General features: G+C 55.9%; 28 protein-coding genes. 11 read left to right on the plus strand and 17 right to left on the minus strand.

The window, feature by feature from the left end:
* Window positions 1–21 precede the first annotated feature (21 nt).
* The 5 genes from ACB035_RS13695 to ACB035_RS13715 all read right to left on the minus strand — a co-directional run bounded on the left by ACB035_RS13695 (window position 22) and on the right by ACB035_RS13715 (window position 3,213).
* Window positions 22–384 (minus strand): MerR family transcriptional regulator, encoded by a 363-nt coding sequence (locus ACB035_RS13695; RefSeq protein WP_164536119.1) that lies wholly within the window; start codon window positions 382–384, stop codon window positions 22–24.
* 108 nt (window positions 385–492) lie between these two features.
* Window positions 493–927, minus strand: a complete 435-nt coding sequence (locus tag ACB035_RS13700) for a hypothetical protein (protein ID WP_371167466.1) — start codon at window positions 925–927, stop codon at window positions 493–495.
* A 150-nt stretch (window positions 928–1,077) separates the two neighbouring features.
* Window positions 1,078–2,295: a hypothetical protein gene (locus ACB035_RS13705; RefSeq protein ID WP_371167467.1), complete on the minus strand. Its 1,218-nt coding sequence runs from the start codon at window positions 2,293–2,295 to the stop codon at window positions 1,078–1,080.
* A 162-nt stretch (window positions 2,296–2,457) separates the two neighbouring features.
* Window positions 2,458–2,670 (minus strand): hypothetical protein, encoded by a 213-nt coding sequence (locus ACB035_RS13710; RefSeq protein WP_371167468.1) that lies wholly within the window; start codon window positions 2,668–2,670, stop codon window positions 2,458–2,460.
* Window positions 2,671–2,784: 114 nt separating this feature from the next.
* A complete protein-coding gene (locus ACB035_RS13715; protein ID WP_371167469.1) occupies window positions 2,785–3,213 on the minus strand; it encodes a VOC family protein in 429 nt (142 codons plus the stop codon).
* Between the two features lie 482 nt (window positions 3,214–3,695).
* Between ACB035_RS13715 and ACB035_RS13720 the strand changes: the two genes are divergently transcribed.
* The gene (locus ACB035_RS13720; RefSeq protein WP_371167470.1) at window positions 3,696–4,871 is read left to right on the plus strand and encodes an aspartyl protease family protein; all 1,176 of its coding nucleotides are present in this window, start codon (window positions 3,696–3,698) and stop codon (window positions 4,869–4,871) included.
* Between the two features lie 38 nt (window positions 4,872–4,909).
* Here ACB035_RS13720 and ACB035_RS13725 read toward each other — a convergent pair whose 3' ends face one another.
* On the minus strand, window positions 4,910–5,506 hold the full coding sequence (locus ACB035_RS13725; RefSeq protein ID WP_371167471.1) for an MliC family protein: 597 nt from the start codon (window positions 5,504–5,506) through the stop codon (window positions 4,910–4,912).
* 292 nt (window positions 5,507–5,798) lie between these two features.
* Between ACB035_RS13725 and ACB035_RS13730 the strand changes: the two genes are divergently transcribed.
* Window positions 5,799–6,179, plus strand: a complete 381-nt coding sequence (locus ACB035_RS13730; RefSeq protein ID WP_371167472.1) for a hypothetical protein — start codon at window positions 5,799–5,801, stop codon at window positions 6,177–6,179.
* A gap of 132 nt (window positions 6,180–6,311) precedes the next feature.
* Here ACB035_RS13730 and ACB035_RS13735 read toward each other — a convergent pair whose 3' ends face one another.
* The 8 genes from ACB035_RS13735 to ACB035_RS13770 form a co-directional block, all read right to left on the minus strand.
* A complete protein-coding gene (locus ACB035_RS13735) occupies window positions 6,312–6,677 on the minus strand; it encodes a DUF2061 domain-containing protein (protein WP_103252316.1) in 366 nt (121 codons plus the stop codon).
* 271 nt (window positions 6,678–6,948) lie between these two features.
* Window positions 6,949–7,476 (minus strand): hypothetical protein, encoded by a 528-nt coding sequence (locus ACB035_RS13740; protein WP_236351254.1) that lies wholly within the window; start codon window positions 7,474–7,476, stop codon window positions 6,949–6,951.
* 46 nt (window positions 7,477–7,522) lie between these two features.
* Window positions 7,523–7,954: a hypothetical protein gene (locus ACB035_RS13745; RefSeq protein ID WP_371167473.1), complete on the minus strand. Its 432-nt coding sequence runs from the start codon at window positions 7,952–7,954 to the stop codon at window positions 7,523–7,525.
* A gap of 97 nt (window positions 7,955–8,051) precedes the next feature.
* Entirely contained in the window at window positions 8,052–9,026 is a 975-nt protein-coding gene (locus ACB035_RS13750; protein WP_342401220.1) for a hypothetical protein, read from the minus strand.
* Between the two features lie 92 nt (window positions 9,027–9,118).
* The gene (locus ACB035_RS13755; protein ID WP_342401221.1) at window positions 9,119–9,718 is read right to left on the minus strand and encodes a HEPN domain-containing protein; all 600 of its coding nucleotides are present in this window, start codon (window positions 9,716–9,718) and stop codon (window positions 9,119–9,121) included.
* A 724-nt stretch (window positions 9,719–10,442) separates the two neighbouring features.
* Window positions 10,443–11,297, minus strand: a complete 855-nt coding sequence (locus tag ACB035_RS13760) for a 23S rRNA (adenine(2030)-N(6))-methyltransferase RlmJ (protein ID WP_236297897.1) — start codon at window positions 11,295–11,297, stop codon at window positions 10,443–10,445.
* Window positions 11,291–11,752, minus strand: coding sequence for a DUF2390 domain-containing protein (locus ACB035_RS13765; protein ID WP_005343337.1), 462 nt, complete (start codon window positions 11,750–11,752; stop codon window positions 11,291–11,293). The genes ACB035_RS13760 and ACB035_RS13765 overlap by 7 nt, the downstream gene beginning before the upstream one ends.
* Window positions 11,745–13,655 carry an ABC transporter ATP-binding protein gene (locus ACB035_RS13770; protein WP_203118534.1) on the minus strand — a complete coding sequence of 637 codons (1,911 nt, stop codon included), beginning with the start codon at window positions 13,653–13,655 and terminating at the stop codon, window positions 11,745–11,747. Before ACB035_RS13770 ends, ACB035_RS13765 begins: the two co-directional genes overlap by 8 nt.
* Window positions 13,656–13,809: 154 nt before the next feature.
* Here ACB035_RS13770 and ACB035_RS13775 point away from each other — a divergent pair, with 154 nt between their 5' ends.
* Window positions 13,810–14,223, plus strand: a complete 414-nt coding sequence (locus ACB035_RS13775; protein WP_040068349.1) for a CBS domain-containing protein — start codon at window positions 13,810–13,812, stop codon at window positions 14,221–14,223.
* A gap of 115 nt (window positions 14,224–14,338) precedes the next feature.
* Here the strand turns inward: ACB035_RS13775 and ACB035_RS13780 are convergent, their stop codons facing one another.
* The 3 genes from ACB035_RS13780 to ACB035_RS13790 form a co-directional block, all read right to left on the minus strand.
* Window positions 14,339–16,000 (minus strand): hypothetical protein, encoded by a 1,662-nt coding sequence (locus tag ACB035_RS13780; protein ID WP_371167474.1) that lies wholly within the window; start codon window positions 15,998–16,000, stop codon window positions 14,339–14,341.
* A 168-nt stretch (window positions 16,001–16,168) separates the two neighbouring features.
* A complete protein-coding gene (locus tag ACB035_RS13785; RefSeq protein ID WP_371167475.1) occupies window positions 16,169–16,636 on the minus strand; it encodes a hypothetical protein in 468 nt (155 codons plus the stop codon).
* Window positions 16,637–16,690: 54 nt separating this feature from the next.
* Window positions 16,691–18,067 (minus strand): PLP-dependent aminotransferase family protein, encoded by a 1,377-nt coding sequence (locus ACB035_RS13790; protein ID WP_371167476.1) that lies wholly within the window; start codon window positions 18,065–18,067, stop codon window positions 16,691–16,693.
* A 116-nt stretch (window positions 18,068–18,183) separates the two neighbouring features.
* Between ACB035_RS13790 and ACB035_RS13795 the strand changes: the two genes are divergently transcribed.
* From ACB035_RS13795 to ACB035_RS13830, 8 genes are all read left to right on the plus strand, one after another.
* Entirely contained in the window at window positions 18,184–18,780 is a 597-nt protein-coding gene (locus tag ACB035_RS13795) for a LysE family translocator (RefSeq protein ID WP_236353987.1), read from the plus strand.
* Between the two features lie 125 nt (window positions 18,781–18,905).
* Entirely contained in the window at window positions 18,906–19,496 is a 591-nt protein-coding gene (locus tag ACB035_RS13800) for a LysE family translocator (RefSeq protein WP_005335534.1), read from the plus strand.
* 126 nt (window positions 19,497–19,622) lie between these two features.
* Complete coding sequence (locus ACB035_RS13805) at window positions 19,623–20,321, plus strand: aspartate/glutamate racemase family protein (protein ID WP_274160873.1); 699 nt, start codon at window positions 19,623–19,625, stop codon at window positions 20,319–20,321.
* A gap of 130 nt (window positions 20,322–20,451) precedes the next feature.
* A complete protein-coding gene (locus tag ACB035_RS13810; RefSeq protein ID WP_005362790.1) occupies window positions 20,452–21,558 on the plus strand; it encodes a 1-acyl-sn-glycerol-3-phosphate acyltransferase in 1,107 nt (368 codons plus the stop codon).
* Between the two features lie 314 nt (window positions 21,559–21,872).
* Complete coding sequence (locus ACB035_RS13815; protein WP_111901396.1) at window positions 21,873–22,343, plus strand: YhcH/YjgK/YiaL family protein; 471 nt, start codon at window positions 21,873–21,875, stop codon at window positions 22,341–22,343.
* Window positions 22,344–22,564: 221 nt separating this feature from the next.
* Window positions 22,565–23,764, plus strand: coding sequence for an acetate kinase (locus ACB035_RS13820; RefSeq protein WP_005354534.1), 1,200 nt, complete (start codon window positions 22,565–22,567; stop codon window positions 23,762–23,764).
* A 143-nt stretch (window positions 23,765–23,907) separates the two neighbouring features.
* Window positions 23,908–25,149: a mechanosensitive ion channel family protein gene (locus ACB035_RS13825; RefSeq protein WP_101529604.1), complete on the plus strand. Its 1,242-nt coding sequence runs from the start codon at window positions 23,908–23,910 to the stop codon at window positions 25,147–25,149.
* 187 nt (window positions 25,150–25,336) lie between these two features.
* Window positions 25,337–26,263 carry a L,D-transpeptidase family protein gene (locus tag ACB035_RS13830; RefSeq protein WP_005354531.1) on the plus strand — a complete coding sequence of 309 codons (927 nt, stop codon included), beginning with the start codon at window positions 25,337–25,339 and terminating at the stop codon, window positions 26,261–26,263.
* Window positions 26,264–26,293: the final 30 nt, after the last annotated feature.

Raw genomic sequence — 26,293 nt, forward strand, 5'->3', positions numbered from 1 at the left:
CTGTACGCTAATCCCTTGAGTTCACTCTAGGTCAAGCATTTTTTGTTCGTATGCATCTATTTTGTAAAGCACAATATTCAGTTCACCATTGAGTCTTGCTATCTCTTGTTCAAGGTTGGTTTTATGAGCGACAAGCAAAGACTTCCTTGCTGACAAGGTTGTAGAGCCGGCTTGGCGTAGCTTGGCAAATGACTTTATTTCCGCTAGCGGCATCCCGGTAGACTTTAATCGTTTAATCCAGGTTAGCCATTCAATATCCGTCTTATCGAAAATACGTTGACCGGATTCATTTCTACGGATATTCAGTAATAGCCCTTCTTTCTCATAATATCGCAGTGTATGAATGGAAATATTTGTCATCTCTGCGACTTCAGAAATCTTCATGATATCTCCATGAAATTTTATGCGAGGTTAATCTATGGAGTAATGAAAGTCTTGGTATAAACTAAAAAATATAAAAATGTTGGTTACGCATGGTTTTTAAGTGCTCTGTTATTTTTTTAGTCTAGCATCTATTTTATTCGAAAAATCTGAAAATCCATCCAAGTCAAAAGGGGCATAGATTTTCTTGCGACTGTTGGTGCGAATAACCAGGCAATTTACTATTAGTAACATTTCTATGCTCACACCGATCATCTCTGTATAGGGTATGGATACTTTCCGGAAAAAGCGGTTTCTACCTACCACGTCCTCATTTCTTAGTTCGACAGAAAACAATCTGGAGGCTTGAGCCATTGCGAATAATACAACGAAGGATGCTAGCAGGATTTTTAAATATTGGTAAAAGAGCCAATAGCCCAACTCCATGTCGAGTTGGGTTTTGTATGTACTGAGGACAACAAACCCGGCAAAAATCAATGTGATAAATATAAAGAACCGCTTATTCATGGAGAGTAATGGTTGTTTCCAATTTAATGAGTATTTCATTATTTATTCCAGTTAGATAAAATATAACGTTAGCTTAATCAGTGAATGACAGAGGAACCTCACCTTATCAAGAAATTTTGCTATCGAGATAGTATTTGCTCTAGGTTTTTGTGTCTTGGTTATTTGCCATTGTCCGAATATGCGGTGCTATTATAACCTATGAGCTTCATTTACCATTTTGTCTAAGAGCATTTTTTCGTTTTCAAAGAACCATTCTAACGTGATGAGTTCTAATCCAAGCCTGCCTGAGAAATGCTCGGAGACGATTACCTTAAAAGGTTCGCTATTAGCATTAATTGGTTTGCTAAAGATAAAGAGTCCTTCCTCCGATATTTCTAGGGCATAGCCAATATTAGAGGCCATCTCTTGGAGCACTTTTGTACTAATAGCGACAAATAAATAAACATCACCAGCTATAAACCTATATAAATTTGCTGGGTCTGTAATCGATAAAACAAACGGGTAGTAATTATCCCAGCATTGCTCAGTTTTAGCTTGATTTATCAAGTAAATAAAGGAGTGATCAAGTCCATAAAATACTTCATCAAAATTCGTTTCTTGATCTGTATTTAGCGCAATGTAATAGAGCCCCTTCTCTGGATTTACTTTTACGTAACGCTCACTTTTAGATAGTTCAATTGCTCTATTGAAAGCATCAGTGTGGTTACGTTCTTTGCTAAATAGCGAAAAACGCTGCACGCCCTCTACACCACCAATGTTTCCGAAATCTTCATCGAGGTACTTGTGTATCTTTTTGATGGATTCAAGTTGACGTTCAACCCGTGTATTTCTATTTTTACTACTTTTCACTTCAATTACAAATGGGTCAGAGGCGCCAAGAAGACATACATCACCATGGCGTATTACATTTGTAATATCACACAATATAGCTGGTATATTATTTTCTATTGCATCAGTTAGAAGGGCTAGTTCTTTGTCAAAGCCATCCTTTCCATCTATGTTACCTGATCGTTGTTTTATTTTCTCTGAGTCAGCTTCATAGAGAAATCGTTTAAGATTCCACTTACTTATAAACTTAAAGGCCAAGCCATCACCAAAACATCGCCAAAGATAAAGAAGGTATTTATTTCCAGCAATATGCTCATTTTTTCGTTTAATTAAATCTTTGGCTACCTTCGCTTCTTCTTTTCCTAAAGATCTATTTCTCAAGCGACGTTTTAGAACTGCTAGTTCATCTTTTCTGCGTTTCAGCCTTTTTTCATCTTTGATAATTTGTCTGATTAAATAATGTTGATAATCTAGAATAGGTTGAAGGTTCAATGAGTCTGGGTTTATATTGTCGAGCTTTCTTTTTAAGACAAGAATGCGCCTTTTATAGTATTTAATAAGACTTAAGTTTGAATCCAACTAAATTTCCTGCCTATGATATGTCGTGGTTATTACTTGGCTGTTTTTGATAAAGCTATCTTAATAGATTTGTGGCTGAATTCAATTTTATCAAAAAACCTTCATTATAAATGCCGGCTGAAGTTGATTATTTGATTTTTTCATGGTTATGTTGGTGTGATGTTATTTTGAAGTGGCACCTTTTAACACTAGGAATATAACTATTGCAACTCCAAAAACTGGGATTCCAATGCCCGTCCCCAATAATGCCAAACCAACAGCACCAATAAATAAAGCGCAAACGATAGCAATCAATCCAGTAATTAAATTTTTTCCTGAATTACCAAAAATACATAACATGATAATTATTGCAACAATAGCAAGAACAATAGGCATGAATAACTCCTATCAAAATTCATATGTTTTCATAGATTGGGTACTCTTTTTTTAAGTGCGGTATAGTCACCTACCGTCCATGGAAATATCCCAATTATGTTTTTTCATTTTTTGCTAAAACCGAATCTCCACCGACCTAGCACTACGCGTTGCCTCGCCGTGATAAACCGCTTCGATATTATTACCGTCCGGATCAAGGACAAAGGCGGCGTAGTAGCCGGGGTGATAATTGCGCTCGCCGGGGGCGCCGTTATCTTTGCCGCCGTTAGCCAATACGGCCTGATAAAAACGATCCACCATAGCGCGATCTTTTGCCTGAAAGGCGAGGTGGTGGCGACCGGTCAGTGCCCCCAGCGCGGCGGGGCTGTCGACAGAGGTGACAAACAGTTCGTCTGCCCAGAAGTAGCCCTCACCTGTGCCGCCCAGCGGAATATCGAGGGTGGTGAGAATGGCCGTATAAAAGCGCTGGCTGGCGGCCAAATCTTTGACCACCAGCTGGATATGGTCGATCAGCCGACCACGATGCAGGGTTTGTGTTTCCATATACCACCTTGATTTGCATGTTGTGGATGAGTCCGCGGTTTGCCGGTCAGTTTGTTTGGATCAAAAAGGGACCGGGCGAGCTATGGCATGGCTACCGCCCCTGAATTTCAGCCTCCAGTCTGCTGCGTTTCACCAACGGGATGGGGTTGGCATGGCTCATGGGAGACTCCGACGAGGCAAGTGTTGCCAAATGGCAATATTAACCATGGCGCTGTGTAGAGAAAGCTCAATATTGAGATTTTCTGTGCAAGATCAATAAATTAATCAAATGTCACCCACGATTGATGACGCGCCGAGATAGCGTGAACAACCATTCTTGAACTATCACCATAGAATATTCATGGTCATATCCGGCTTGAACCAGCATAAAACTCTTTGTTATTGTCCGCATTCCCCGCTGAAATAGCTTATTTATCTATAAATCAACAAGATAGCATTATGCGGTGGCGTCGCGGGGGCATCTGCTATCGGGAAGGAGAGTTATGAAGTCGCAGTTCAAAGTGGCGCTGGCCATGTTGGCCCTGTTCGTCGTCCAAGGCTGCACAGCCCCGGATTCATCCACCAAGCGCAATGCACCCGGCCCGGTGCTGACCGTGCATTACGAAAGCGCCCCCCTGATCCCCGTCACCATCGCTGGTGAGCAGTACCAGTTTTTGCTCGATACCGGGGCCAGTATCACCTTTATCGATCGTCGTCTGGCCAGCCGCTTCAAGGCGCTGACCTTAAGCGAATTGCCCAGGGCCTATCAGGCTGATTTTGCCAGTGTGAACAGCGTTTCGAGCCAATTGGGCAGCGAGCAGCTTGGCTTTGTTGAGCCGCAGCCCTTCTCGCTGGGGTCGGTCACCATTGATGACAGCGATCTGTGGGCAACCGTTGATTTCGATCTCATCTCCCAGTCTCTCGGCAGCCGTATCGATGGCATCCTCGGGATCGACACCATCCGCCGTTTCAACTGGGTGTTTGATCGCGACAAGCATCAGCTAACTGCTTTGCTGACGGCACCATCGGCAGCCACGTTCGAGCGTTGCATCGGCTATGAAGACAGCTACAACCGTTCCCCGGCAATGTATCTGACCCACGGTGAGAGCAGCGTGCGCATGTATCTGGATACCGGGGCCGATCAGAGCTATGCCGATCATGCTTTTATCGACTTTATGGCGAGCCAGAAGGCGATCTCTGGCGAAGATGCGATGCCACGCAAAGGGGTGGATGCCAGCGGTATGGTGGAGGGGCGTGAACATATCCTCACCGGTCTGCACTTTGATGAGCGCCAGCTCGGTGAGCTGCGCGTGTCGGAAAACAGCAATGAGCAGTATGGTCTGGGGCTGGATTTTGTTAACCGCTTCAATCGCTTTGCGATCATGCCCGGGCGGATGATGCTCTGCTACGACGCCGACAGCCTGGCGCGAAAAGTGCCGCCAGTCCTGCGCAATATCGGGGTGCGTTTTGATGGCGAGCATTTGCAGGTCTACTACAGCGATGAACGGGATCTTGCCCCCTATGGTCTGGCCAACGGCGACATTCTGGAGCAGATCAACGGGGTGGCTTATCGTCCCCTCGATATCGACAAGGTGCGTGAACTGCTCAGCACCGGCAAGCCGGGGTCGCTCAAGTTGCGGATTGTGCGGGAAGGAAAACCGCTGGATATCGCCATCTAGTCAAGGTGGGGCGGCAAGGCGAGCCGCCCCTATGAGCCTCAGCCCTTGGTCGGATTTTCCATGCAGGTGAGGGTTGGCTGGCCGTAACGCTCCAGCGTGGCTTCGTCCCCCTTGGTGAAGAAGGTGAGGTTTTGCCCTTCATAACGGGCGCCGCTGGCGCTGGGTGCTTCATAGGCGAGCACTTGTTGCTGCTTGTCGCCCTCGCTCAGGTTGATCACCGCGGCGGGCAGCTTGGCATCGTTATAGAAGTAGGTAGAGAGAGTGACGTTCTTGCCGCACTGGTAGTTGACCGGTGCCGGCACCATCAGCTGGCCGCCGCTGATCTGCAGTTCGGTGATCCGCAGCAGGTAGTTATCTTCCACACACTGGCGCAGATCCTGCCCCTTCCAGCAGTCGTTGCGACCCTTGATCCAGCCGCGCTGCATGGCACGCTCGGTCTTGAGCTGTTCGGGAGAGAGCGCAGCAATCGCCTTGGGGTAGAGAGCCGCCAGTTCGTTATCAAGGGCGGCCAGTTGGGCATCCTTGCAAATCAGGGTTTCGACCGACCCGGAGGCTTTGGTGCAGTCAAAGGAGGGGGTTGCGGCACTGGCCAGCAGAGGGGCAAACAGCAGGGTGGCAAACAAGGTCTTGTTCATCGATAGATTCCAGCAATGAGAGGGCATATCTGCCTACTACAGCACACTCTACAGGGCAATGCAGCAGGGGAGCCGAGCGCATTTTGCTCTGCAGCATGTGCTGGCGACCGGTTTTGCCGCGCTCCTCCAATGGGGAAGATAACTGTTGCTGGATGAGGCCGGCTTGTTTGAAAGCTGGTCAGGAGTGGTCGCTATTTTGAGCATTCAGACAGGCTTTGAGCATTGCACTTTCACTCCTGTTCTAGAGGCGTGCTAGATTTGCGGCCTTTTCTTAATAACAAGAAGGTTAGCTATGTTCAGGTTGATGACGGGGGCCTTGCTGGCCATCATACTGTCCGGTTGTGCGGCCATGTTTAACGGCACAAGTCAGCAGGTTTCCATTCGCAGTCAGGATCCCGATGCGGAGATCTACGTCAACGATATGCTGCTGGGCCACGGCAATGTGATCACCTCGTTCAAGAAGAAAGAGAATTACACCATCACGGTCAAGCGTGCTGATTGCTACTCGGTGACAGTACCGGTCTCAAAGTCGTTCGATGCCACTACTCTGCTCGGGATCTTTGTCGATTTCGGCGTGGTCTCCATTCTGGTGGTCGATGGGGTCGGCACCGGCGCCTGGCAGAAGTTTGATCAGAATGCCTTTATCGTTGACCCCATCTGCAAGAAAGCCTGATCGTTATTGATGGGGCATCGGGTGATGCATCCAGATACAGATCTTTGCTGATGTGAAAAACCCGACACTCCTGGCCGGAATGTCGGGTTTTTTGTTGCCGCGATAAAGGGGGGAGGCGGGTTGCCCGGTTGATCAGGCCAGCGCCAGTTGCTGACTGCGGGCGCGCCACAGCCGCTCGTGGAAGAAGAACACCACGGTATTGATGGCCGGTTCGATCATCGCCATCACGCCGCCGGTGAGTAGCTCGCCGCTCAGCAGGAAGGCCACCCCGAAGGCCACCGAGAAGTGGACCACCGCGAAGCTGCTGGTCTTGGCCTGCAGGCTGTGATTTGGCTTGAGTTTTTGCCAGCCAAGGTCATGAAAGTAGAAAGCGACCGTGTTGACGGCGGGCTCGATCAGGGCGATCAGGCTGGCGGTCAGCAGCTCACCGGTCAGCAGGTAGGCCACGGTAAAGGCGACACCGAAGTGCAGGATGGCAAAGCTGATGGTCTTTTTCATGATGGCGGCTCCCTCTGTTGATGATGAGAGTATCCGCCGAAATGAGATTAAATGAAAACTATTCTCATCTATTGCCAAAATAGAGAAAACCTATCAACGGGCGAGTGGCCGGTGCGGTTCAGCGGTTGCCAAGCGCAGCCAAGGCGATAAAGTACAGGTTCTTCACACTTGCCCATGAACAAGAAGACCTTGGACACCCATCCTTTGGGTTCTGGCTATGCTGCGCCTTGCTCAGAAAGGTGGGTGTCCCAGATTTGTGCCCGTTACTTTGTTACGGCCAATCGGGAACGTTTTTGTAAAGAGAGCTGGTGCCAAGCAGTCGCTTGGTACTGCTCACATCAGCCTCAACATAATTGGCAAAATTATTCATTGCATAGTCAGCAAGCTCTTGTGCACTTATCTGTAAACTCATGTCACTCGGTTCAACGACTTGCAGCCACGCTGTCCTGCCAGCCTCTACAGCGATAACGGCATAAAGATTGACCTGATCAGATCGGCAGACTAGCGCGACGCCATCGATAATCTGCGGTTTATTGCCGGTATTCAGGCAGTGGTCGAAGAAGTCAGCATAGATGCCCACAACACCAGGCAATTTGACCGTTAATTTTTCCTGGATAGCATAGGAGGAGCGGAAAAACTTACCTCTCGGAAAATCAAATGTGTCATCAACCGAAACCATGAGAACGCTGAATTTGTCATGTGCGAACTCAATTCCCGATGCAGGTGTGTTCTGGGAAGGGTTGGATTGGCAACCAGCTATCAAAAATGCACTGGCAACTACAGGTATCAGGTTCTTCATTTTTTCCTCGATTTCAGTACTTCATGCACATTTCAACGCATTTCGGTCATGAGGCTATTTGCTCTACTTTAACCGTACCTTTCATTCTTGATGCCACTTCGGTTGCTTGCTCATGGTCGAATCCTCGGGCCTCATGAATTTCTGATGATGCGCGAGGTTTGCCATCTTTACTCAGACTCGTAATGTAAAGTGGCCCCGTGGGAAGTCCGTGGTCTTCGATTTTAACGATCCAGCTCCCTGGAGGGGCCTTCATGGGAGGTGGAATTTGCTCATGCTCAAAATTGCCATTTTCATTACGATTGATTGCAACAGCAATAGCATATCCTGCGCCTCTACGTTTGGCTGATGCCCACGCTTTTGCAGCAGTTTCATAGATTATCGCAGCTGCTGGATCCCATAGATAGTTACTCGGAGATGCGGTTACCAAGTAACCAGCCTCTATCTCGCTGTAAACTGCATAGCCTATTCGTTCTGACATCCTGTTTTTCCTTTTCTGTTGATGCCTAACGCCCGCATTTGCGGCTGCTTTGAAGCGCAGCGTAAAAGCAGTCCGGCAACATGCGATTGTTATACATTTACGCTGCACTTTTTAATTTACTGGCTAATTCGTTGATAGTAAGTACTGATATTTTTTCGTTATCAAAAACTCCAACTGGAATGCCATCTCTTTTCTTTGTAACTAAAATTGCTTCATCAACGCCGTCCATAGAAACAAGCTTCTGAAGATATTCAATTGTCTTTCTTAGAATGTGAAGCGGAACGGGGCCATGCCATGATTTGGCTTCAATTGCCACTTGTCTACCATTTACATTGACAAGGAAGTCTGGGCGTAGACCATTTACGCTAGGCTCAATTGAAAACTTGAAACCTCCTTTAATTAGAACCCTTGCAATATCCGCCTCAAATTCTGACGATATTAAGCTAGCCGATGATCTGGAGGGGAGGACATCGATCTCTTTACTTCGCCTATACGTAGTTAAGACTGTTAAAACAGCTATGCTTCCGATTAATACACCAAAAGCAGAGAGAAGGAAGTCTGGCTCGAAAGTTTTAGTTTCGTAGAATGAGTATAGGGTTGAGGTAAGTGCACCAAGCATGGAAGTTGAAAGCACCATAGCAGTTACACTTTCTTTCTTGCTCGCCTTCTCTTGTTTAATCTGTTGAAACTCTGAAAGAGTTGGTTTTACTGGCTCTTTTTCTATTTTATCAAATACTGAATTTAGTCTTTTCTCGATTTCGACTCTTTGTGAAGGTGATATTAAGTCGCTGTCGAAAACCTCGGTATATAAGCTATTTAAAATCTGGTCTTCGGATAGCAGGTCATTTGAAGAAACCTGAAACTCTCGTGCTTTACCTTCAATAATTCTAGAAATATCTTTGTAGACGGGAGCATAGTCTTCCAAAACCATACGCCTCATCATGGTTCTAATAATAGAGTTATTAGCGTTCTTTGCTCGCTCTTTTTTAGCTCCGATAGTTTGTCTGTAACCAATCAAAAATAGGACAAGTGAAACAAGTATCCCTAGCCCTGTTTGAATGTATCCGTCCATATCGGCTCCCGAAGTGATTTATGTATAACGTTTGGTTAACGGGCGGGCTTTAGCCCGTCCCAGTGAGCTAAGCGAACGGTTTGAACCAATTGTTAGACTTGTGCAAGTACGTCAGTTGTGAATTGCTCTACTGCGTCAATCCATGTGGTGACCTGAGTTGTCCCAATCGAGCGGACATTGTGATTTCCTCTTCCAGGGGTTTCATCTCTGTCTGCACGATGAACAACTTGGTGTCGTCTTGCCATGGCTTGGTCAAGAGCTTGAAAGCTTCTATTGACTGCGGGTACGTTGATCCCAATTGCTTGAAGAAGAGAGGCTACTTCTTGGGTGTTGTTATAGTTGGATCTCTCTAGGTGCTCATTCACTGACTCTGCAATAAGCTGCTCCACAAGTTTTCCTCGATGGGCATCTAACTCACCTAAGAAGAATTTTTTGGGGTTAGGACCCAGCCCAACCAAGGCAATGTCGTCCAGTATTACTTTTCCAGCGGCAGGCAATTTCCAATACGCCAATGAGCGCAGGAAATCCTCAAGGGTGGCATGAAGCAATACAACTGTTGAGCGAAGTACGTCAGTTTGGTGTGCGCCACGTCTCCCTCTCCCCGCTCCGGCGAGATGAGTTCTATATATGGCTACAAGATTCCTGACGCGAGCTAAGTTTTCTGTGACTCTTTGTTGGATGACTTGTTTCATGGTTTCTCTGTCTAGCAGTGATTAGATGGAAGGCGGCATTAATCCGTTAGCAGAGCATTCCATGTAACTCCGTAACATTTTCACTGCCGCCAAGTAAAAATAATAATTAAATCATAATGTTACCAGTTTTCTTCTTATGCTGAGCGTATTCGCTTGACTTCCTCTTTTTGCGCCACCGTTACTACTGTGTGAAAAATCAGTGCTCAGCGCACTCTTGGCAAGCGCCGACAAATCACGCCTGCATGAGCAGGTCAGAAATAAATCAGAAATAAAAATGGGCCGTCACCATGTAGAGTGGGTCGTAGGCAACTCTCGCTTATCCATTCCATCCGGCATGGCTACCGCCCCTGAATTACAGCCTCCAGTCTGCTGCGTTTAACCAACGGGATGGGGTTGGCATGGCTCATGGGGTGACTCCTACGAGGCTTTGTTGCCAATTGGCTATAGTACTGGCCTATTGGCCAAGGGAAAGAGGTATGCGGGGAATTCCTGAGCGAGATCAATTAATTAATCAATAACTGCTGGTCTGGTGTGCAGAGGGGATGCGTGGCCGCCGTGGCCGCCATTGGTGAGGAAAACAGTTAGTGGGTAAAAGCGCTGGCGGGTAAAAAACAAGAAGCCCCTGAACGGGGCTTCTCTTTGCTGGCCATGCCGCCACTGTGAACGGCTTGGGTGAGCGACTTGCTGGCGCCTTGGCCGGGCGCCAGAGCGGGCTGGTGCGGGCCTACTCTTCGACCTTGTTCAGCCACTCGACCTTGTATTGAGCGCCGGCGCCCTGCGCCAGCTTGGCGCACAGCGGTTTTAGGAACGCTTCAATCTGCTCGTCCAGCATCCAGGGCGGGCTGATGATCAGCATGCCTGAGCCGTTCATGCCCCAATCGGTGGTCTGACCGGCCACTTCCAGCTCGGCGACCAGCACGTTGCCGAAGTTCTCGCGCTTGATGGCGCGCAGCATGTCGCGGGATTTGTCCGCCTCCTGCCCGAGGATGGGATACCAGAGGGCGTAGATGCCGGTCGCCCAGCGTTTCTGCGCCTTTTTCAGGGTGTCGACCACGGCGAAGTAATCTTCTTTGAGCTCATAGGGCGGATCGATCAGCACCAGCCCGCGGCGCGGGGTCGGTGGCAGCAGGGCGATCAGCCCCTCGAAGCCGTCGCGGTGGTGCACGGCCACGCGAGGGTCGTAACCCATATTGGCGCGCAGGTCTTCGACCTCGTTGTTGTGCAGCTCCATCAGTGCCAGCTTGTCCTGCTCGCGGGTGAGGCGGCGGGAGAGCTCCGGCGAGCCGGGGTAGTAGTGCAGCTGGCCATCGCTGTTCATCTCTTCGATGACGCCGAGATAGGGGGCCATGGCAGACCACTGGGCCCGCTCGTCCCACAGGCGGCCGATGCCGTCGGCATACTCGGCCTTCTTCTGGGACCAGTCGCCGCGCAGGTCGTAGAGACCGCCGCCGGCATGGGTGTCCAGCACGATGAAGGGTTTCTCCTTCTTCTTGAGGGACTCGATGATCAGGGCCTGAACGGCGTGTTTCAGCACGTCGGCATGGTTGCCGGCGTGAAAGGCGTGGCGGTAGCTCAGCATATTAGATCTCTGAGGGGGCCCTGCTGGGCACCCAGTAACGATAGATAGTTCAACAAATTGCGGCTGTTGCCGCGAAACAGGGAGAGGCTGCGCAGGGTCTGCAACAGGACGCCCTGTTGCAGCCGCTCCAGCTCCAGCTCGTGGGCCAGCATCGACTGATACTGCTGCTCGTCGAGTCGCGTCTTGGCGCTCTGGCGCAGGGCACGCCACGGGGTCAGCACCGCTTCGGTCTGCACCAGCGCCGGTTGCAGGTCGGTCAGATCGACCACGATGCCGAGCTGATCGAGCCGGTGCAGCAGCAGCGCGAGATTGACGTTGCCCCCCTGCTCCTGCACGGTGAGCCAATCCTGGCTGCGTTCACCATAGACTTTGCCGCTCCAGTGCCAGAAGCCGATCGGCGTCGGCAATTCGTGGACCGCGACCCGTTCGCTGGCCATCAGCTGTTCGTCACGCAAAGAAGGCTTGCTCCATAGTTTCCAGCTCTTCGGAGAGGCTCATCCACTCCAGCTCCACCTCTTCCAGCTGCTCCTTGAGGGGGCCCTGGGATTTGAGCAGTTCGGAGAGCTTGGTTTTAGCGCTCTCTTCGTAGATGGCCGGATCGGCCAGCTGGCTCTCGATGTCGGCCAGCTTGCCCTGCAGCTTCTCCATGCTCGCTTCGAGCTTTTCCAGCTTCTGGCGCAGGGGACGGGTTTGCTGGCGGAATTCCGCCTCGCGCCGCTTCTGATCCTTGCGCGCCACCGCCGAGTTGGCAGAGACGGGGCCATCGGCCGGTTTGGCGTTGGCCTCTTTCTCCTGCTCGCCGAGCCACTTGTGGTAGTCGTCCAGATCGCCGTCGAACGGCTCGACCCGGCCACCGTGCACCAGATAGAAGTCATCTGTGGTGGTGCGCAGCAGGTGACGGTCGTGGGAGACCACTACCATGGCCCCTTCGAAGCCTTGCAGCGCCATGGTGAGGGCGTGGCGCATCTCCAGATCCAGGTGGTTGGTCGGTTCATCCAGTAGCAAGAGGTTCGGCTTTTGCCAGGTGATCAGCGCCAGCACCAGCCGCGCCTTTTCGCCGCCGGAGAAGGGCGCCACCTTGTCGAGCGCCTTGTCACCGTGAAAACCGAAGCTGCCCAGATAGTTGCGCAGCTCCTGCTCAGTCTTGTCCGGCGCGAGGCGGGCCAGATGATCGAGCGGGGAGTCGTCGAGACGCAGGGTCTCCAGCTGATGCTGGGCGAAGTAACCGATGCTCACCCCGGCGCTCACTTCGAGCTTGCCGGAGAGCGGCGGGTTGGAGCCCGACAGCATCTTGATAAAGGTGGACTTACCGGCGCCGTTGCGACCGAGCAGACCGATGCGCGAACCCGGTACCAGATTGAGTTTGATCTTCTCCAGGATCACCTTGTCACCGTAACCGGCAGAGAGGTTCTCCATGGCGATGAGCGGGGTCGGCAGGGCCGACGGCTCGCGAAACTCGAAGCTGAATTCCGAGTCGGCGTGGGCGGGCAGGATCTTCTCCATCCGCTCCATGGCTTTCAGGCGGCTCTGGGCCTGACGGGCCTTGGAGGCCTTGTAGCGGAAGCGATCCACATACGCCTGCATATGGGACATCTCCCGCTGCTGTTTCTCGTACATCGACTGCTGCTGGGCCAGCTGTTCGGCGCGCTGCAGTTCGAAGTCGGAGTAGCCGCCGGTGTATTCGTTGAGCTTGCCGTTCTCGATATGGATGATGCGGCTGATGACCGAATCGAGGAAATCGCGGTCGTGAGAGATGAGCACCAACGTGCCCTGATAGCCCTTGAGCCACTTCTCCAGCCAGATCACCGCATCGAGATCCAGGTGGTTGGTCGGTTCATCCAGCAGCAGCAGATCGGAGCGGCAGAGCAGCGCTTGGGCGAGGTTCAGACGCATGCGCCAGCCACCGGAGAAACTGCGCACCGGCGAGCTCAGCTGCTCGTCGCTGAAACCGAGGCCGTGCAGCAGCTCGGCGGCGCGGGCGCGAATGCTGTAGGCGCCGATGGTATCGAGGCGACCGTGCAGCTCGGCCACCAGCAGACCATTGTCATCCTGCTCGGCCTGTACCAGCTGTGCTTCCAGCGAGCGGAACTCCTTGTCGCCGTCGATCACATACTCGAGCGCGGAGCAGTCGAGCGCCGGTGTCTCCTGCGCGACGCCTGCAATCTGCCAGCCGGTGGGCAGGCTGAAGGTGCCGCTGTCGATGGCCAGCTCGCCCCGTACCAGTGCAAAAAAGGTGGACTTGCCACAGCCGTTTTTGCCCACCAGACCCACTTTGTGGCCCGGGTGAATGGTGGCGGAGGCGTTGTCCAGCAGCTTGCGGCCGCCGCGGATCAGTTCGATTTGACTGGCAACTATCATGGGTGGGATCTGCTTGCTCAAAATGGAGGAGAAAAACTGGCGCGGATCTTACGTGAAATGACGCTGATTTGCACTGTAGCGAAGGGTTGGCCACTGGCTGGCACTGCAAAAACATGCCATAACAGAGAAACCAGTTTGGTTACGGGAGGTTAGCATGCATATCAGGGATATTATGACGACCCGGGTCGCCACCGTTTCAATGGATGATCGACTCCGAGTCATCAGGGATATCTTCGAGCAGGCCCACTTTCGCCACCTGCTGGTGCTGGAAGAGGAGGAGCTGGTGGGGGTCATCTCGGATCGGGATCTGTTCCGCGCCATCAGCCCCTATCTCGACTCCGAAGCCGAGATGAGCCGCGATACCGAAACCCTCAACAAGCGGGCCCACCAGATCATGAGTCGTCAGCTCGTCACCATCGCTCCCCATCTCACCGTGCGCGACGGCGTCAAGCTGATGCTGGAGAAGGGGGTCTCCTGCCTACCGGTGCTGGAGAATGGCGCCCTGGTCGGCATCATCAGCTGGAAGGATTTTCTCAAGGCGGCGCTGGAGAGTGACGCGCTGGTTTGAGTCTGGCACTAAGCACCATCAGCTGACAGAGAACAAATAGAGAGAGGGGAGCCAAGGCTCCCCTCTCTCTATATTGGCTTTGCCGACAATGCCGGTTTGCACGCCGCTTGCCTCATCATGGCTCGGGCTGCCCTGCGACAAGACAGGAGGGGCCGCTGCCGGAGAGGTGCGGCTGCAGGTGGGTACGGATCTCCTGCAGGGTGCGCTGGTACTGCCGGGCATGCTGATCGAGAAACGCGGGGCTGTGCTTGAGGCGCCGCTCCAGGGTATCGACCAGCAGCGCCACCCTGGGGGCGGCCATACCCGCTGGCCAGCAGTGTTGCAGCAGTTCCAGCAGTTGCCAGGCATCGCCCGGCAGGGCGGGGAACTCCTCCAGCAGCTGCAAGCCCGCTTGCAGGGCGGTCTGATACTGGCTGGCCTGCATCGCCTTGTGGCGTAGCTGGCGCAGTTCGCTCAGCCGTTGTTCTCTCGCCGTCAGGCGCTGGCCCAGCTCGGCCACCAGATGGTGGAACAGCTGGCGGGTGAGCGGGTGGGGCGCCACCCTGACGCGATATTGGGTCAGTTGGGTCAGGTAGCGCTGGGCGTGGTGGGGCAAACCGCAGAACTGGCTGACCGCAAAGCCGAGCAGCAGGGTGAGGTGGTTGTCGCTCCCCTCATCCGGCTGGTGGTGGGCAATCAGGATCAGCGCCTCGTCGAAGCGGTAATCCAGCCCCAGCATCAACGCCTGCAGCAGCTCATATTCGTGGGGTTGCAGGTGGACGGTGCGCTTGAGGTGCTCCCACTCCTGTTGCAGGGAGCGGATCCGGTTGCTGGAGGGGGCGTGCCACAGCACCGCCAGACTGGCATTGAGCATGAAGCTGTCGATGGCGAGCCGGACGCGCTGCTCGCTGAAGTGGCGCAGGGTCAGGCTGTTGGCCTGCTCCAGCACCTTCTCCTCATCTTGCAGCACCAGCCCGAGCAACATCGCCAGCTGATGCCAGCGCGGCTGATGGGGGCGGATCTGCAGCAGCTCTCCCATGGTCTCCCACGCCGCCAGCCAGTGATGCTGGTGCAGCTGGCTGGCGAGTTGCAGCTCCAGCCGGGTGGCCATCGAGACGCTGGCCTGATGGCGCTGCAAGTCGGTCCGGGCGCTTTGTAATTTGCCGAGCCCCAGCATGGCGTAGAAGAGCCCGGCCCTTGGCCAGCTCGCCTGATATTCGTTGGCACAGAGGGCATAGTGCTGGGCGGCAGTGATCTGCTCGGCTGATTGCAGCAGCAGATAGCCCTTGAGCCGATCCAGCCAGGGGGTCAGCGAGCGATTCTCCCGTTGAAACAGCAGGTCTTCACAGAGGGCAGTAGCCAGTTGCCACTCCCGCAGCAGAATGGGGGCGGCCAGCGTGCGGGTCAGGTTGCTTAACTTCACCAGCTGGCCGAGCACCGCGGTGAGCTGCTGGGTCATGAAGGGGAGGGGCAGATAGAGGGAGAAGTAGAGATCCGAGGGGAGAAACTCCTGCTCGCTTTGATCGGCATCGAGCAGCAGCAATACGCAACCGGGTTGCAGCAGGCCGAGATAGTGCGCTTCATGCAGCAGCCGGGCTCCGTCAAGATCCTGCTGTTTGTCCTGCTGACAGATGATGGCGTCGAAGGCGTGCTGTTGCAGCAGGGCCAGCAGGCCACTGCGCTCGTGGTTTGGATGGCTGTGGTAGTGGATGCGGTCGGCGGGCACCCCCTGTTCGGTCAGTTCCCGGGTGATGGCGCTACGGAGCAGGGGATCCTCTTCGAGCAGCAGTATCGTCATGCAGGTACTTCCTGTGAGCAAACCATTAGGTTGATTATGGTAGACCCAAGAGGAACATAGGCACAGCACTCGCTGAGTGAAAAGCTGACAGTAGCCAGCAGGGTGCTGGAGGGCGCACTATGGGCTGTTATTTCAATCGGTTATGCCACCTCTCAGGGCGGCAACCTGTTATTGCCGAGGGCGGATCTGCGTCCCTAAGGGGCAGTCGCTCTGGCGGATCAGCCGTGACCCCTTGCCCTGTTCCCCCAGCCAGCTTAATTCCAGTTTGCCGAGGCGGCCCAGATGGCGCAGCTCGAACTCGTAGCGCTGGCAGAGGTTGTCCTGGGGCAGGCTCGCCATCCCCGCTGGCAGTCGGTATTGATAGCGCAGGAGTGGCCCATCCTCCAGCGTGCTGGTCACTGGCACCAGCCCCTCTGGGGTGGGCTGCGGCGCCCCGAGTGCACGGCGCAAACTGAGCGGCGCATCGATCGCCTTTTGATAGTGCAGGCCATTCATCGCCGCCAGCTCCTCTTCCAGTCGTTGCAACTCCCCTTCCAATCCATTGAGCGCGGCCCCCAGCTGCTGGTGGGTCGTTGACGAGGCGCAGCCACCCAGCAACAGGGTGGCAAACAGCAGGGCGGCTCTGATGGGGGGCACGGCATCTCCTTGGCTATGACGATGAAGCGTGAAGGTCAGGTCGGCTGGCCCTGACTATAGTAGGGGATTGCTGGGGGGCGTCCCCTGCAGCAGTTGGGCCAGACGGGCCAGCCCCTCGCCGACCCGGGCGTCGGTGGCGGGTTGGCTCAGGCTCAGGCGCACCCCTTGCGGAGCAGCAAACTGACCGGCGGCGAAGTGTTCCCCGCTCGCCACGCCAACGTCAAGGGCATCGGCGGCGGCGGCAAACTGCTGGCTGCGCCAGGGCTCCGGCAGCGGCAGCCAGGCGTGCATGCTGCCCGGCTGCCAGCGGGCGGCGGGCAGCAGGTGGCGCAGGAGTTCGCCACGGCGCTTGAGGATCTCTCGCTGCTGCTCGACCAGCGGCATGATCTGGCGCTGACTGACCATTTTGCAGGCGAGCTCGATCAGCAGCGGGCTCACCATCCAGCTCGACAGCCGCATGGTCTGGGCGAAGGCGCTGCGCAAGGCGTGGGGAGTGAGCACGAAGCCGACCCGCAGACCGCCGCAGGCGATCTTGGCCAGACTACCCAGATAGATGACCCGCTCCGGCGCCAGATTGACCAGAGGGATCACAGGTTGCTGGGGCAGCAGGCCGTTGACGTCATCCTCGATGATCAGCAGATCGTGGCGACGGGCGATGGTGACGATGGCCTCCCGCCGCGCCAGACTCATGATGGCGGTGGTGGGGTTTTGCAGGGTTGGCGTGAGGTAGAGCAGCTTGGCCCGGCGGGTACGGCAGGCGGCGTCCAGCGCCTCGGGCAGTAGCCCCTCCTCGTCCATCGCCAGTCCCACCACCTGATTCTTCAGTTGGCGAGCGTTACCCAGCATACCGGGGTAGCTCAGCCCTTCGCACAGGATGGTCTCCCCCACGCAATTGGTAGCCAGCAGCGCCAGCATGATGCCGTGCTGGGCGCCGTGGCTGAACAGCAGGCGATCCTCACTGCAGGCCACCCCTTGCTCCGCCAGCCAGTTGACGAACTGCTGGCGCTGATCCGGTCGTCCCGCCTCCTTGTCATAGCCGAGCAGGGCGTTGAGATCCCCGTCTGCCACTTCCCCCAGCATGGGGCGAATGATGGCCGCCCGATCCAGCTGTACCGGCAGGTTCTGCCACAGCTCGATGCGGTGCCCCTCCTCCTGGCGGATAACCCACTCATTGGCGGGATCCGTGTTCGCTCCCTTGACCCAGGTGCCGTGGCCCACCCGGGCGGCCAGCAGGCCGCGCCGCTCCGCCTCGCTGTAGGCGCGGGTGACGGTGCCGACGGTGACACCCAGACGATCCGCCAGAGATCTGTGGGTAGGCAACCGGGTCTGCGGTGGCAGCTCGCCATTCACGATCCCCTGTTCGATCGCTTTGACCAGCTTGAGGTAGAGGGGGCCATCGAAGGCCGCAAGGTCGGGCGTCCAGATTGTCATGGTGACAATAAATCCATTGATCAAAATTTTTCGTCAATATAGCGTGAATTTCAACCTGATAACAACCAAATAGCACACATTGTATCGATACAATGTGGCAGGCAAGGAGTCACAATATGACGATGGAGTGGTATGTCACCCTGTTCGGTTTTGCCGTACTCACCTGCGGTACCCCGGGGCCCAACAACCTGATGCTGACGGCCTCCGGCGCCAACTTCGGGGTGCGCCGCACCCTGCCACATCTGCTTGGGGTCGGATTGGGGCAGCCGGTGTTGCAACTGGTGCTGGCGCTAGGGCTCTATCCGCTGTTCGAGCGCTGGCCCCTGCTGCGCCTCGGTTTGCAGGTCTTCGGCAGCCTCTATCTGCTGTGGCTGGCGTGGCGTATCGCGGTGGCTGGTGCGCCGGGGGATCCGGCCCGGAGGGCCCGCCCGCTAACCATGCTGGAGGGGCTGGGCTTTCAGTTCCTCAATCCCAAGGCGTGGATGATGGGGATCTCCGCCATCAGTCTCTTCAGCCTGCCCGGCGCCAGTTACTGGTCGAGTCAGCTGGCGGTGATGGTCATGTTTGTGCTGGTGGCCCTGCCGGTCTGCTTTGTCTGGGTACTGTTCGGCCATCAGCTGAGCAACTGGATCAGCTCGGATCGGGGCTGGCGGCGACTCAACGGTTCTCTCGGTCTGCTGACGGCGCTCTGCGTGGTGATGCTCTGGTATTGAGCCGTGTTGTGCTGATGGGGGAGGTGGCCTAGAAAGAGGCATTTCTGACTTGTCGCCACGGGGTTGGCTCTGCATATTAGAAGGCTTTCCCCATAACGGGGGCGTTGCATCGACAAGAGGTTGAGATGGATCTGAACTGGTTACTGCCCCTGGCGGGGTTTGCCCTGGTTACCTGCGGCACGCCAGGGCCCAACAATATGTTGCTCACCAGCGCCGGGGCGGCGCAGGGTTTTCGCCGCACGATTCCCCTGCTGGTGGGGGTGGTGGGGGGGATCAATCTGATGATCCTCGCTACCGCGCTGGGGCTTGGCGTGGTGTTCGAGAAGGTGCCGCTGCTGCACGATGGCCTCAAGCTTATCGGCTCGGCCTATCTGCTCTGGCTGGCGTGGAAGGTGGCGACCGCCAGCGGCCCGGCCGAGGGGAACCGGCCGCTCATTCCCGCCCATCAGGGGGCCATGCTGCAACTGCTCAATCCCAAGGCATGGATGATGGCGCTCTCCGCCATCAGCGGTTTCACCCTGGCGGGGGAGGCTTACTGGCCCTCCGCGCTCTGGGTGCTGGTGATCTTCTTTATTACCGGCCTCTACACCGGGGCGTTCTGGGTGTTGTTTGGTGCCCAGGTGCGGCAAATCATCCGCACTGCCCGGGGTTGGCGGCGTTTCAATCTTGGCATGGGGCTGGCGACGGCCGCCTGTGTCGGGATGATCTGGATTTAGCCCGGGGTTGACCCGGGCCTTTACCGGCTGTCTTGTTGGCCCTGCGGGGCCTTTTTTATCTCGTCCGCGTGGCCTTGCCTGCAAGGTGGCGTGGTTCTGCCCTCCCTTGGGATGACAGGAGTTCATATGAAATGTATCGGTCTGCTGGGTGGCATGAGCTGGGAGTCCACCGTCAGTTACTATCAGGCGCTCAACCGCGGGGTGCGGGCACAGCTCGGCGGTTTGCGCTCGGCGCGGGTGCTGCTCAACAGCGTCGACTTTGCCGGTATCGAGCGGTTGCAGCATGCCGGTGACTGGCCCGCTACCGCCCGCCTGCTGGCGGCGGAGGCGCGCAAGTTGCAGGATGGCGGCGCCGATTTCTTGCTGATCGGCACCAATACCATGCACAAGGTCGCCCCCGAGATTGAGGCGGCCATCGATATCCCGCTGCTCCATATCGCCGATGCCACCGCAGCCAAATTGCGGGCGGACGGGATAACCCGGGTCGGCCTGCTCGGCACCCGCTTCACCATGGAGCAGGATTTTTACAAGGGGCGCTTGCAGGAGCGCTTCGGGTTGGCGGTGCTGGTACCCGATGAGGCCGGGCGGGAGCGGGTACACAGGATCATCTATGACGAGCTCTGTCTGGGGGAGATCCGCGAATCGTCGCGGGCCGAGTATCTGGCGATTATCGAGGGGCTGGCAGCCGCTGGCGCCGAGGCGGTGATCCTCGGTTGCACCGAGATTGCCCTGCTGGTGGGGGATGCCAGAGCGGCGGTGCCGCTCTACGACACCACCGCCATCCATGCCGAAGCGGCGGTCGCGCTGGCACTGGCATCCGATTAATAAACTGGTCAGATCTCACTATTCATGCTTGTCTCATACCCCTTGCCATAAAAGCGTGTAAAATTGCGCCCTGAATTTTCCCCGGCCAACGCGGGTTGGCTGCGGTTTCCTAGCATGCAAGGCTGACATTGTGACTGAAGTAGATAGATTCGCGGATATTCGCCCCTACCGCGATGAAGAAGTGCCGGCAGCCATCGAACGGCTGATCCAGGATGATGAATTTATCGGCGCCATCGCCAAGTATCGTTTCGGTTCCCTGATGAGCTGGCTGGGTTGGGCCATCCGCCCGATGATCCGCCTGTTCCTGCGCCGCAAATGGTCAAAAGTGACCACTGTGCATCAGGTCCAGATGGGGGTCACCCGGTACATGTCCCGCATGATCGCCACCTCCACCAAGGGGGTGACCTTCTCCGGGATCGAGCATCTTAAGAAAGAGCAGGGCTATCTGTTTGTCTCCAACCACAGAGACATTGCCATGGATCCGGCGTTCGTCAACTGGGGGCTGCACACCCACGGTTTCGATACCGTGCGCATCGCCATCGGTGACAACCTGCTGCGCAAACCCTGCGCCACCGAGCTGATGAAGCTCAACAAGAGCTTTATCGTCAAACGCTCCGCCAAGGGGCCGCGGGAGATGATGAAGGCGCTCGGCGAGCTGTCTGCCTATATTGGCAACTCGGTTCACGAAGGTCACTCCATCTGGATCGCTCAGAAAGAGGGGCGGGCCAAGAATGGCGATGACAAGACAGATCCGGCCATCCTCAAGATGTTCTACGTCGACGGCAAGAAGCAGAAGATCGACTTCGTCGACTACATGCGCAGCCTCAATATCGTGCCGGTCAGCATCAGCTACGAGCTCGACCCCACCGACAAGGCGAAGGCGCGGGAGCTCTACGAGAAGTCGGTCAACGGCAGCTACGAGAAGGGAGAGTTCGAGGATATCGAGAGTATCGTCGCCGGTATCGTCGGCATGAAGGGGCGGGTACACGTCTCCTTCGGTGCGCCGATCACCGAGGGCTTCAGCGATCCGGACGAACTGGCCGCGCTGATCGACAAGGCGATCTGGAGCAGCTACCACCTCTTCCCCAGCAACTATCTGGCGGCAGATGTTTCCGGCAAGGCCAATACCATCGAACAGGCGGCCTTCCTGACCCGTCAGTCAGAGGTGCCGGAAGAGCACAAGGCGATCTGGCGAGCCATGTACGCCAAACCGGTGGAAAACGCCAAAAAGGCTTGAATGAAACCGGTTGTTAAACGGTTTTGCGAAAAAAACGGGCGCTGATGCGCCCGTTTTTGCGTCTGGTCAAAGTCGAGGGGGAAAGGGTGGTGAATAATATGGTTTCAGCTGGTACGATCACTATGAAAATGGGATTATGTCTCTTGGCAAGGTGCTGACGAGTGTGTAACAGTGCCCATATAGCTGAACATGAGCAAAAGCTCTAAACCGGTTTGCACGGATTGCAGACGGCATTATTGAAGGACCTGTCACAGGTCCTTTTTCATTGGCTGGCAAAGATGCAGCCCAGATATACCTAACAGGAAACAGACGCCATGATCACCGGTAGCCTGAACACCCTGCAGCGGACGCCGCTGCCCGCCCCGCTGGCCCGTATCATGGCCGAGGTGGTGAAGAGCGTGGCTCACTGGGGTGACGCTCCGCTCGGCAAGACCGAGATCGATGGCCTCAACCTGTTCTGTCTGGTGAGCGAGGATCTGACCGAGCCAGCCGCGGATCGCCGTGGCGAATTCCATCAGCAGTATCTCGATATCCAGTTGCTGCTGCGCGGTGAAGAGTGGATAGGTGTGGGCCCCCACGACTACGTGAGCGACGGCGCCGACCATCCCCATCCTGACCTCTGGTTTGTCGATGACGAGCAGACCAGCTATCTGGCGCTGCAACCGGGCGATTTCGCCATCTTCTGGCCGGGCGAACTGCACCGCCCGCTCTGTACCTTCAACCAGCCCGCCAGGGTGAAGAAGCTGGTGGTCAAGGTACACAAGGATCTGCTGGCTATCGCCTGAGCATTCCCATTGAGGCGAGCCCTGCGCAGCTGATGTGTTGAGACTCGCAAGCATTGAAACCAGTGATACGCACCACAAGTTGCGATGACTCTTTCAAGAGCAAGAATTGAAAAATTGGACGCACCCTCCTGCGACCATAAGCCCCCGGCAGGGGAATCCCATCCTCTTTTGGATGACACGACACTGTCGGCATAAAGCCGAAGCACAGGAAGATGTAGAAAATGAGCAAGTTGGTATTGATCCTTAACTGCGGTAGCTCTTCCCTGAAATTTGCCGTAATGGACGCCGAAACAGGTGAGGACATGCTGTCCGGCCTGGCCGAATGCTTCAATCTGGATGATGCACGTATCAAATGGAAACTCCACGGGGTCAAGGGCGAAGCCATGCTGGGAGCGGGTGCCGCTCACCAGGAGGCCCTCGACCATATCGTGGGTCACATCCTGCCGCAGGATCCGACTCTTGCCGAGCAACTGGTGGCCATCGGTCACCGAATCGTACACGGTGGCGAGCAGTTCTCCCGCTCCGTGCGCATTGATGACGGCGTGATCGCCGGTATCGAAGCCGCCATTCCGTTCGCCCCGCTGCACAACCCGGCCCACCTCATCGGTATTCGCGCCGCGCTGAAAGTGTTCCCGCAGCTGTCCGAGAAGAACGTGGCCGTGTTCGACACCGCTTTCCACCAGACCCTGCCGCAAGAGGCCTACCTCTATGCGCTGCCGCACAAGCTCTACCGCGAACACGGCATCCGTCGTTACGGTGCCCACGGTACTTCTCACCGCTACATCGCGGAAGAAGCGGCAAAAGAGCTGGGCAAGCCGTTGAATGAACTGAACATCATCAACTGCCACCTGGGTAACGGTGCCTCTGTCTGCGCCATCAAGAACGGCGAATCCGTTGACACCTCCATGGGGCTGACTCCGCTGGAAGGTCTGGCGATGGGTACCCGTTCCGGTGATATCGATCCGGCCGTGGTCTTCTTCATGCACGACCAGCTCGGTTACAGCGTGGAGCAGATCAACCACACCCTGACCCGTGAGTCCGGTCTGCTGGGGATGACCGAAGCGAGCAGCGACTGCCGCTACGTCACCACCAACTACGCCACCGACGCCGGTGCCAAGCGCGCGCTGGATGTCTTCACCTACCGTGTGGCCAAGTATGTCGGCGCCTATGCCGCTGCGATGGACGGTCGTCTGGACGCCGTGGTCTTCACCGGCGGTATCGGTGAGAACGCCGCCATGGTGCGCGAGATGGTGCTGAACCGTCTGGCTCTGTTCGGCTTCAAGGTGGACAAAGAGGCCAACAACGCCGCAGTACTGGGTGGCGAAGGTCGCATCACCACCGCCGACAGCCGTTGCGCCATGGTGATCCCGACCAACGAAGAGCTGGTCATCGCCCGCGATGCCCTGAGCCTGGTCTGCTAAGTCAACCTCGCTTTGAAACAACGCCCGGCCTGTGCCGGGCGTTGTCATTTCTGGCGTACGCCGATTTGACATGGGGGAGGGGAGCGGTACCCTGACCACCACTGTTTTTGCAGCCAGCGGGCTGCCCGGTTCGGGAGAGAGCAATGAAAGAGGCGTTTTTTAACTGGTTGTCGGGCCTTGGGGTGGAAGTGACCAGCATGATGGCGCTGGTGATCGCGCTGGGCTTTATCGTCATCACCTCGTTGCTGCTGCACATGGCGCTGCACCGGGTGCTGCTGGTCCGGCTGGTGGGGATCCTCGGCAAGGCCAAGCAGGTATGGCTGCCGCCCCAGCTGCAACAGCGCCTCTTCAACCGGCTCGCCTTCGTGCTGCAGGGGGCCGTGCTGCTCGGTCAGGCGGAGATCTGGCTGCCCCGTCAATCGGATAGCCTCAAGCTTATCGAAATGGTGGCCCAGCTCTGGATTTTGCTGTTCCTGCTGCTGGCCTTCTTCGCCCTGCTCGACTGCCTGTTGTCGGTGAGCCGCTACACCCGTCTTGGTCGGGATTTGCCCCTGCGCGGCATCTTCCAGGGGGCCAAGCTGGTAGGCAGCATTCTGGTGGGCATCCTGATGATCGCCCTGCTGCTCGGCAAGTCGCCGCTGTTCCTGTTCAGCGGTCTGGGTGCCATGACCGCAGTGCTGATGCTGGTGTTCAAGGACCCCATCCTCGGGCTGGTGGCGGGGATCCAGCTCTCCGCCAACCGGATGCTGAGCGTCGGTGACTGGCTGCAGATGGACAAGTACGGCGCCGATGGCGAGGTGACCGACATCGGGCTTACCACGGTCAAGGTGTCGAACTGGGACAAGACCATCACCACCATTCCCACCTATGCCCTGATCTCCGACTCTTTCAAGAACTGGCAGGGGATGACCGAGTCGGGCGGCCGCCGCATCAAGCGCAGCGTCAATATCGACATGACCAGCGTGCGCTTTCTGACGGCCGAGGAGCAGTTGCAGCTCAAGCAGGCGCAACTGCTGGCACCCTATCTCAGTCGCAAGGAGCAGGAGCTGAGCGCTTACAACCAGCAGCTGAGCGATGCCCTGAGCTGCCCCATCAACGGTCGTCACCTCACCAACCTCGGCACCCTGCGCGCCTATCTGGATGCCTACCTGCGCGCCCACCCCGGCATTCGCAAGGACATGACCCTGATGGTGCGTCAGCTGGCGCCCACGTCAGACGGTTTGCCGCTGGAAATTTACTGCTTCACCGCGACTACCGCATGGGCCGATTACGAAGGGATCCAGGCCGATATTTTCGACCATATCTTCGCCATCATTGAGCAATTTCATCTGCGGTTGCACCAATCTCCCACAGGTTACGACATGCGTGCCTGGCAACGGGGATAAACAGGGATACCGGACGGGTCGGGGACGCGGAAAAAACCGCATATTAATCATCGACCCGTCGCCACTTGTCAGTTGAAATTTGCCGTGCAGAGGAGAAAAATGGCGGCCTTCTCTTCGCGCCCCTGATCCCCTCTTGATCAGCTGCCAGCCCAGAGACGTCACTTCAAGTCATCATCATGGGAAAGTTATGAAGCTCCTTCGCAATAGTGTGGCAACACTCTGCTACAGCCTGCTGCTGACCGCTGCGCCGGTTTTCGCTGTTGAATATGCTCTGCCTGCGGCCAACAGCCGTCTGGTAGGGGAAAATCTGGAATATGTGGTTCCGGCCGAAGAGAACGGCCAGCCGCTGGAGGCCATTGCGGCCAAATTCCAGCTGGGGCTCACCAACATGACCGAAGCCAACCCCGATGCAGATCCCCTGCTGGTACAGACCGGCGAGAAGCTGGTGATCCCCCAGCAACTGATCCTGCCGGATGCACCCCGTGAAGGGATCGTGCTGAACGTGGCCGAGATGCGGCTCTACTACTACCCCAAGGGTAAAAAAGTGGTGGAAGTACTGCCCATCGGCATCGGCCAGCTCGGCACCGATACCCCGGAAAACTGGGTGACCAGCGTGCAGCGCAAGAAAGCGGGCCCGACCTGGACCCCGACCGCCAAGATGCATGCCGAATATGCCGCCCGTGGCGAGAGCCTGCCTGCGGTATGGCCTGCCGGCCCGGACAACCCTATGGGTCTGTTTGCCCTCTACATCGGCAAGATGTACGCCATCCACGGTACCAACGCCAACTTCGGCATCGGCCTGCGGGTGAGCCACGGCTGTGTGCGTCTGCGCAACGATGACATCGCCTATCTGTTCAAGCAGGTACCGGTCGGTACTCGCGTCCAGTTCGTCAACCAGCCGATCAAGGCCTCTCTCGAGCCCAACGGTGTCCGCTATCTGGAAGTGCACCAGCCGCTGTCGCGCAGCGAAGAGGAGTTCAACTCCAAGCTGCCGGCACCGCTGCCGATGACCCCGGCGGTGACCCGCTTCATTGCCCACGCCGACAGCGACTCCCAACTGGTGAAGCAGGCGCTGGAGCAGCGCAACGGCATGCCGATGGCAATCAACCGCTAACGGCAAATCCCCATCACGACAAAGAGCGAA

Origin of the sequence: Aeromonas sp. S12(2024) (assembly GCF_041402305.1) — a bacterium.
GTDB classification, from domain to species: Bacteria; Pseudomonadota; Gammaproteobacteria; order Enterobacterales; family Aeromonadaceae; genus Aeromonas; species Aeromonas veronii.

Coding starts and splice junctions, on each gene's coding strand:
- ACB035_RS13695 (WP_164536119.1), bottom strand. CDS start 384: ATGAAGATTTCTGAAGTCGCAGAGATGACAAATATTTCCATTCATACA.
- ACB035_RS13700 (WP_371167466.1), bottom strand. CDS start 927: ATGAAATACTCATTAAATTGGAAACAACCATTACTCTCCATGAATAAG.
- ACB035_RS13710 (WP_371167468.1), bottom strand. CDS start 2,670: ATGCCTATTGTTCTTGCTATTGTTGCAATAATTATCATGTTATGTATT.
- ACB035_RS13715 (WP_371167469.1), bottom strand. CDS start 3,213: ATGGAAACACAAACCCTGCATCGTGGTCGGCTGATCGACCATATCCAG.
- ACB035_RS13720 (WP_371167470.1), top strand. CDS start 3,696: ATGAAGTCGCAGTTCAAAGTGGCGCTGGCCATGTTGGCCCTGTTCGTC.
- ACB035_RS13725 (WP_371167471.1), bottom strand. CDS start 5,506: ATGAACAAGACCTTGTTTGCCACCCTGCTGTTTGCCCCTCTGCTGGCC.
- ACB035_RS13730 (WP_371167472.1), top strand. CDS start 5,799: ATGTTCAGGTTGATGACGGGGGCCTTGCTGGCCATCATACTGTCCGGT.
- ACB035_RS13735 (WP_103252316.1), bottom strand. CDS start 6,677: ATGAAAAAGACCATCAGCTTTGCCATCCTGCACTTCGGTGTCGCCTTT.
- ACB035_RS13740 (WP_236351254.1), bottom strand. CDS start 7,476: ATGAAGAACCTGATACCTGTAGTTGCCAGTGCATTTTTGATAGCTGGT.
- ACB035_RS13745 (WP_371167473.1), bottom strand. CDS start 7,954: ATGTCAGAACGAATAGGCTATGCAGTTTACAGCGAGATAGAGGCTGGT.
- ACB035_RS13750 (WP_342401220.1), bottom strand. CDS start 9,026: ATGGACGGATACATTCAAACAGGGCTAGGGATACTTGTTTCACTTGTC.
- ACB035_RS13755 (WP_342401221.1), bottom strand. CDS start 9,718: ATGAAACAAGTCATCCAACAAAGAGTCACAGAAAACTTAGCTCGCGTC.
- ACB035_RS13760 (WP_236297897.1), bottom strand. CDS start 11,297: ATGCTGAGCTACCGCCACGCCTTTCACGCCGGCAACCATGCCGACGTG.
- ACB035_RS13770 (WP_203118534.1), bottom strand. CDS start 13,655: ATGATAGTTGCCAGTCAAATCGAACTGATCCGCGGCGGCCGCAAGCTG.
- ACB035_RS13775 (WP_040068349.1), top strand. CDS start 13,810: ATGCATATCAGGGATATTATGACGACCCGGGTCGCCACCGTTTCAATG.
- ACB035_RS13780 (WP_371167474.1), bottom strand. CDS start 16,000: ATGACGATACTGCTGCTCGAAGAGGATCCCCTGCTCCGTAGCGCCATC.
- ACB035_RS13790 (WP_371167476.1), bottom strand. CDS start 18,067: ATGACAATCTGGACGCCCGACCTTGCGGCCTTCGATGGCCCCCTCTAC.
- ACB035_RS13795 (WP_236353987.1), top strand. CDS start 18,184: ATGACGATGGAGTGGTATGTCACCCTGTTCGGTTTTGCCGTACTCACC.
- ACB035_RS13800 (WP_005335534.1), top strand. CDS start 18,906: ATGGATCTGAACTGGTTACTGCCCCTGGCGGGGTTTGCCCTGGTTACC.
- ACB035_RS13805 (WP_274160873.1), top strand. CDS start 19,623: ATGAAATGTATCGGTCTGCTGGGTGGCATGAGCTGGGAGTCCACCGTC.
- ACB035_RS13815 (WP_111901396.1), top strand. CDS start 21,873: ATGATCACCGGTAGCCTGAACACCCTGCAGCGGACGCCGCTGCCCGCC.
- ACB035_RS13820 (WP_005354534.1), top strand. CDS start 22,565: ATGAGCAAGTTGGTATTGATCCTTAACTGCGGTAGCTCTTCCCTGAAA.
- ACB035_RS13825 (WP_101529604.1), top strand. CDS start 23,908: ATGAAAGAGGCGTTTTTTAACTGGTTGTCGGGCCTTGGGGTGGAAGTG.
- ACB035_RS13830 (WP_005354531.1), top strand. CDS start 25,337: ATGAAGCTCCTTCGCAATAGTGTGGCAACACTCTGCTACAGCCTGCTG.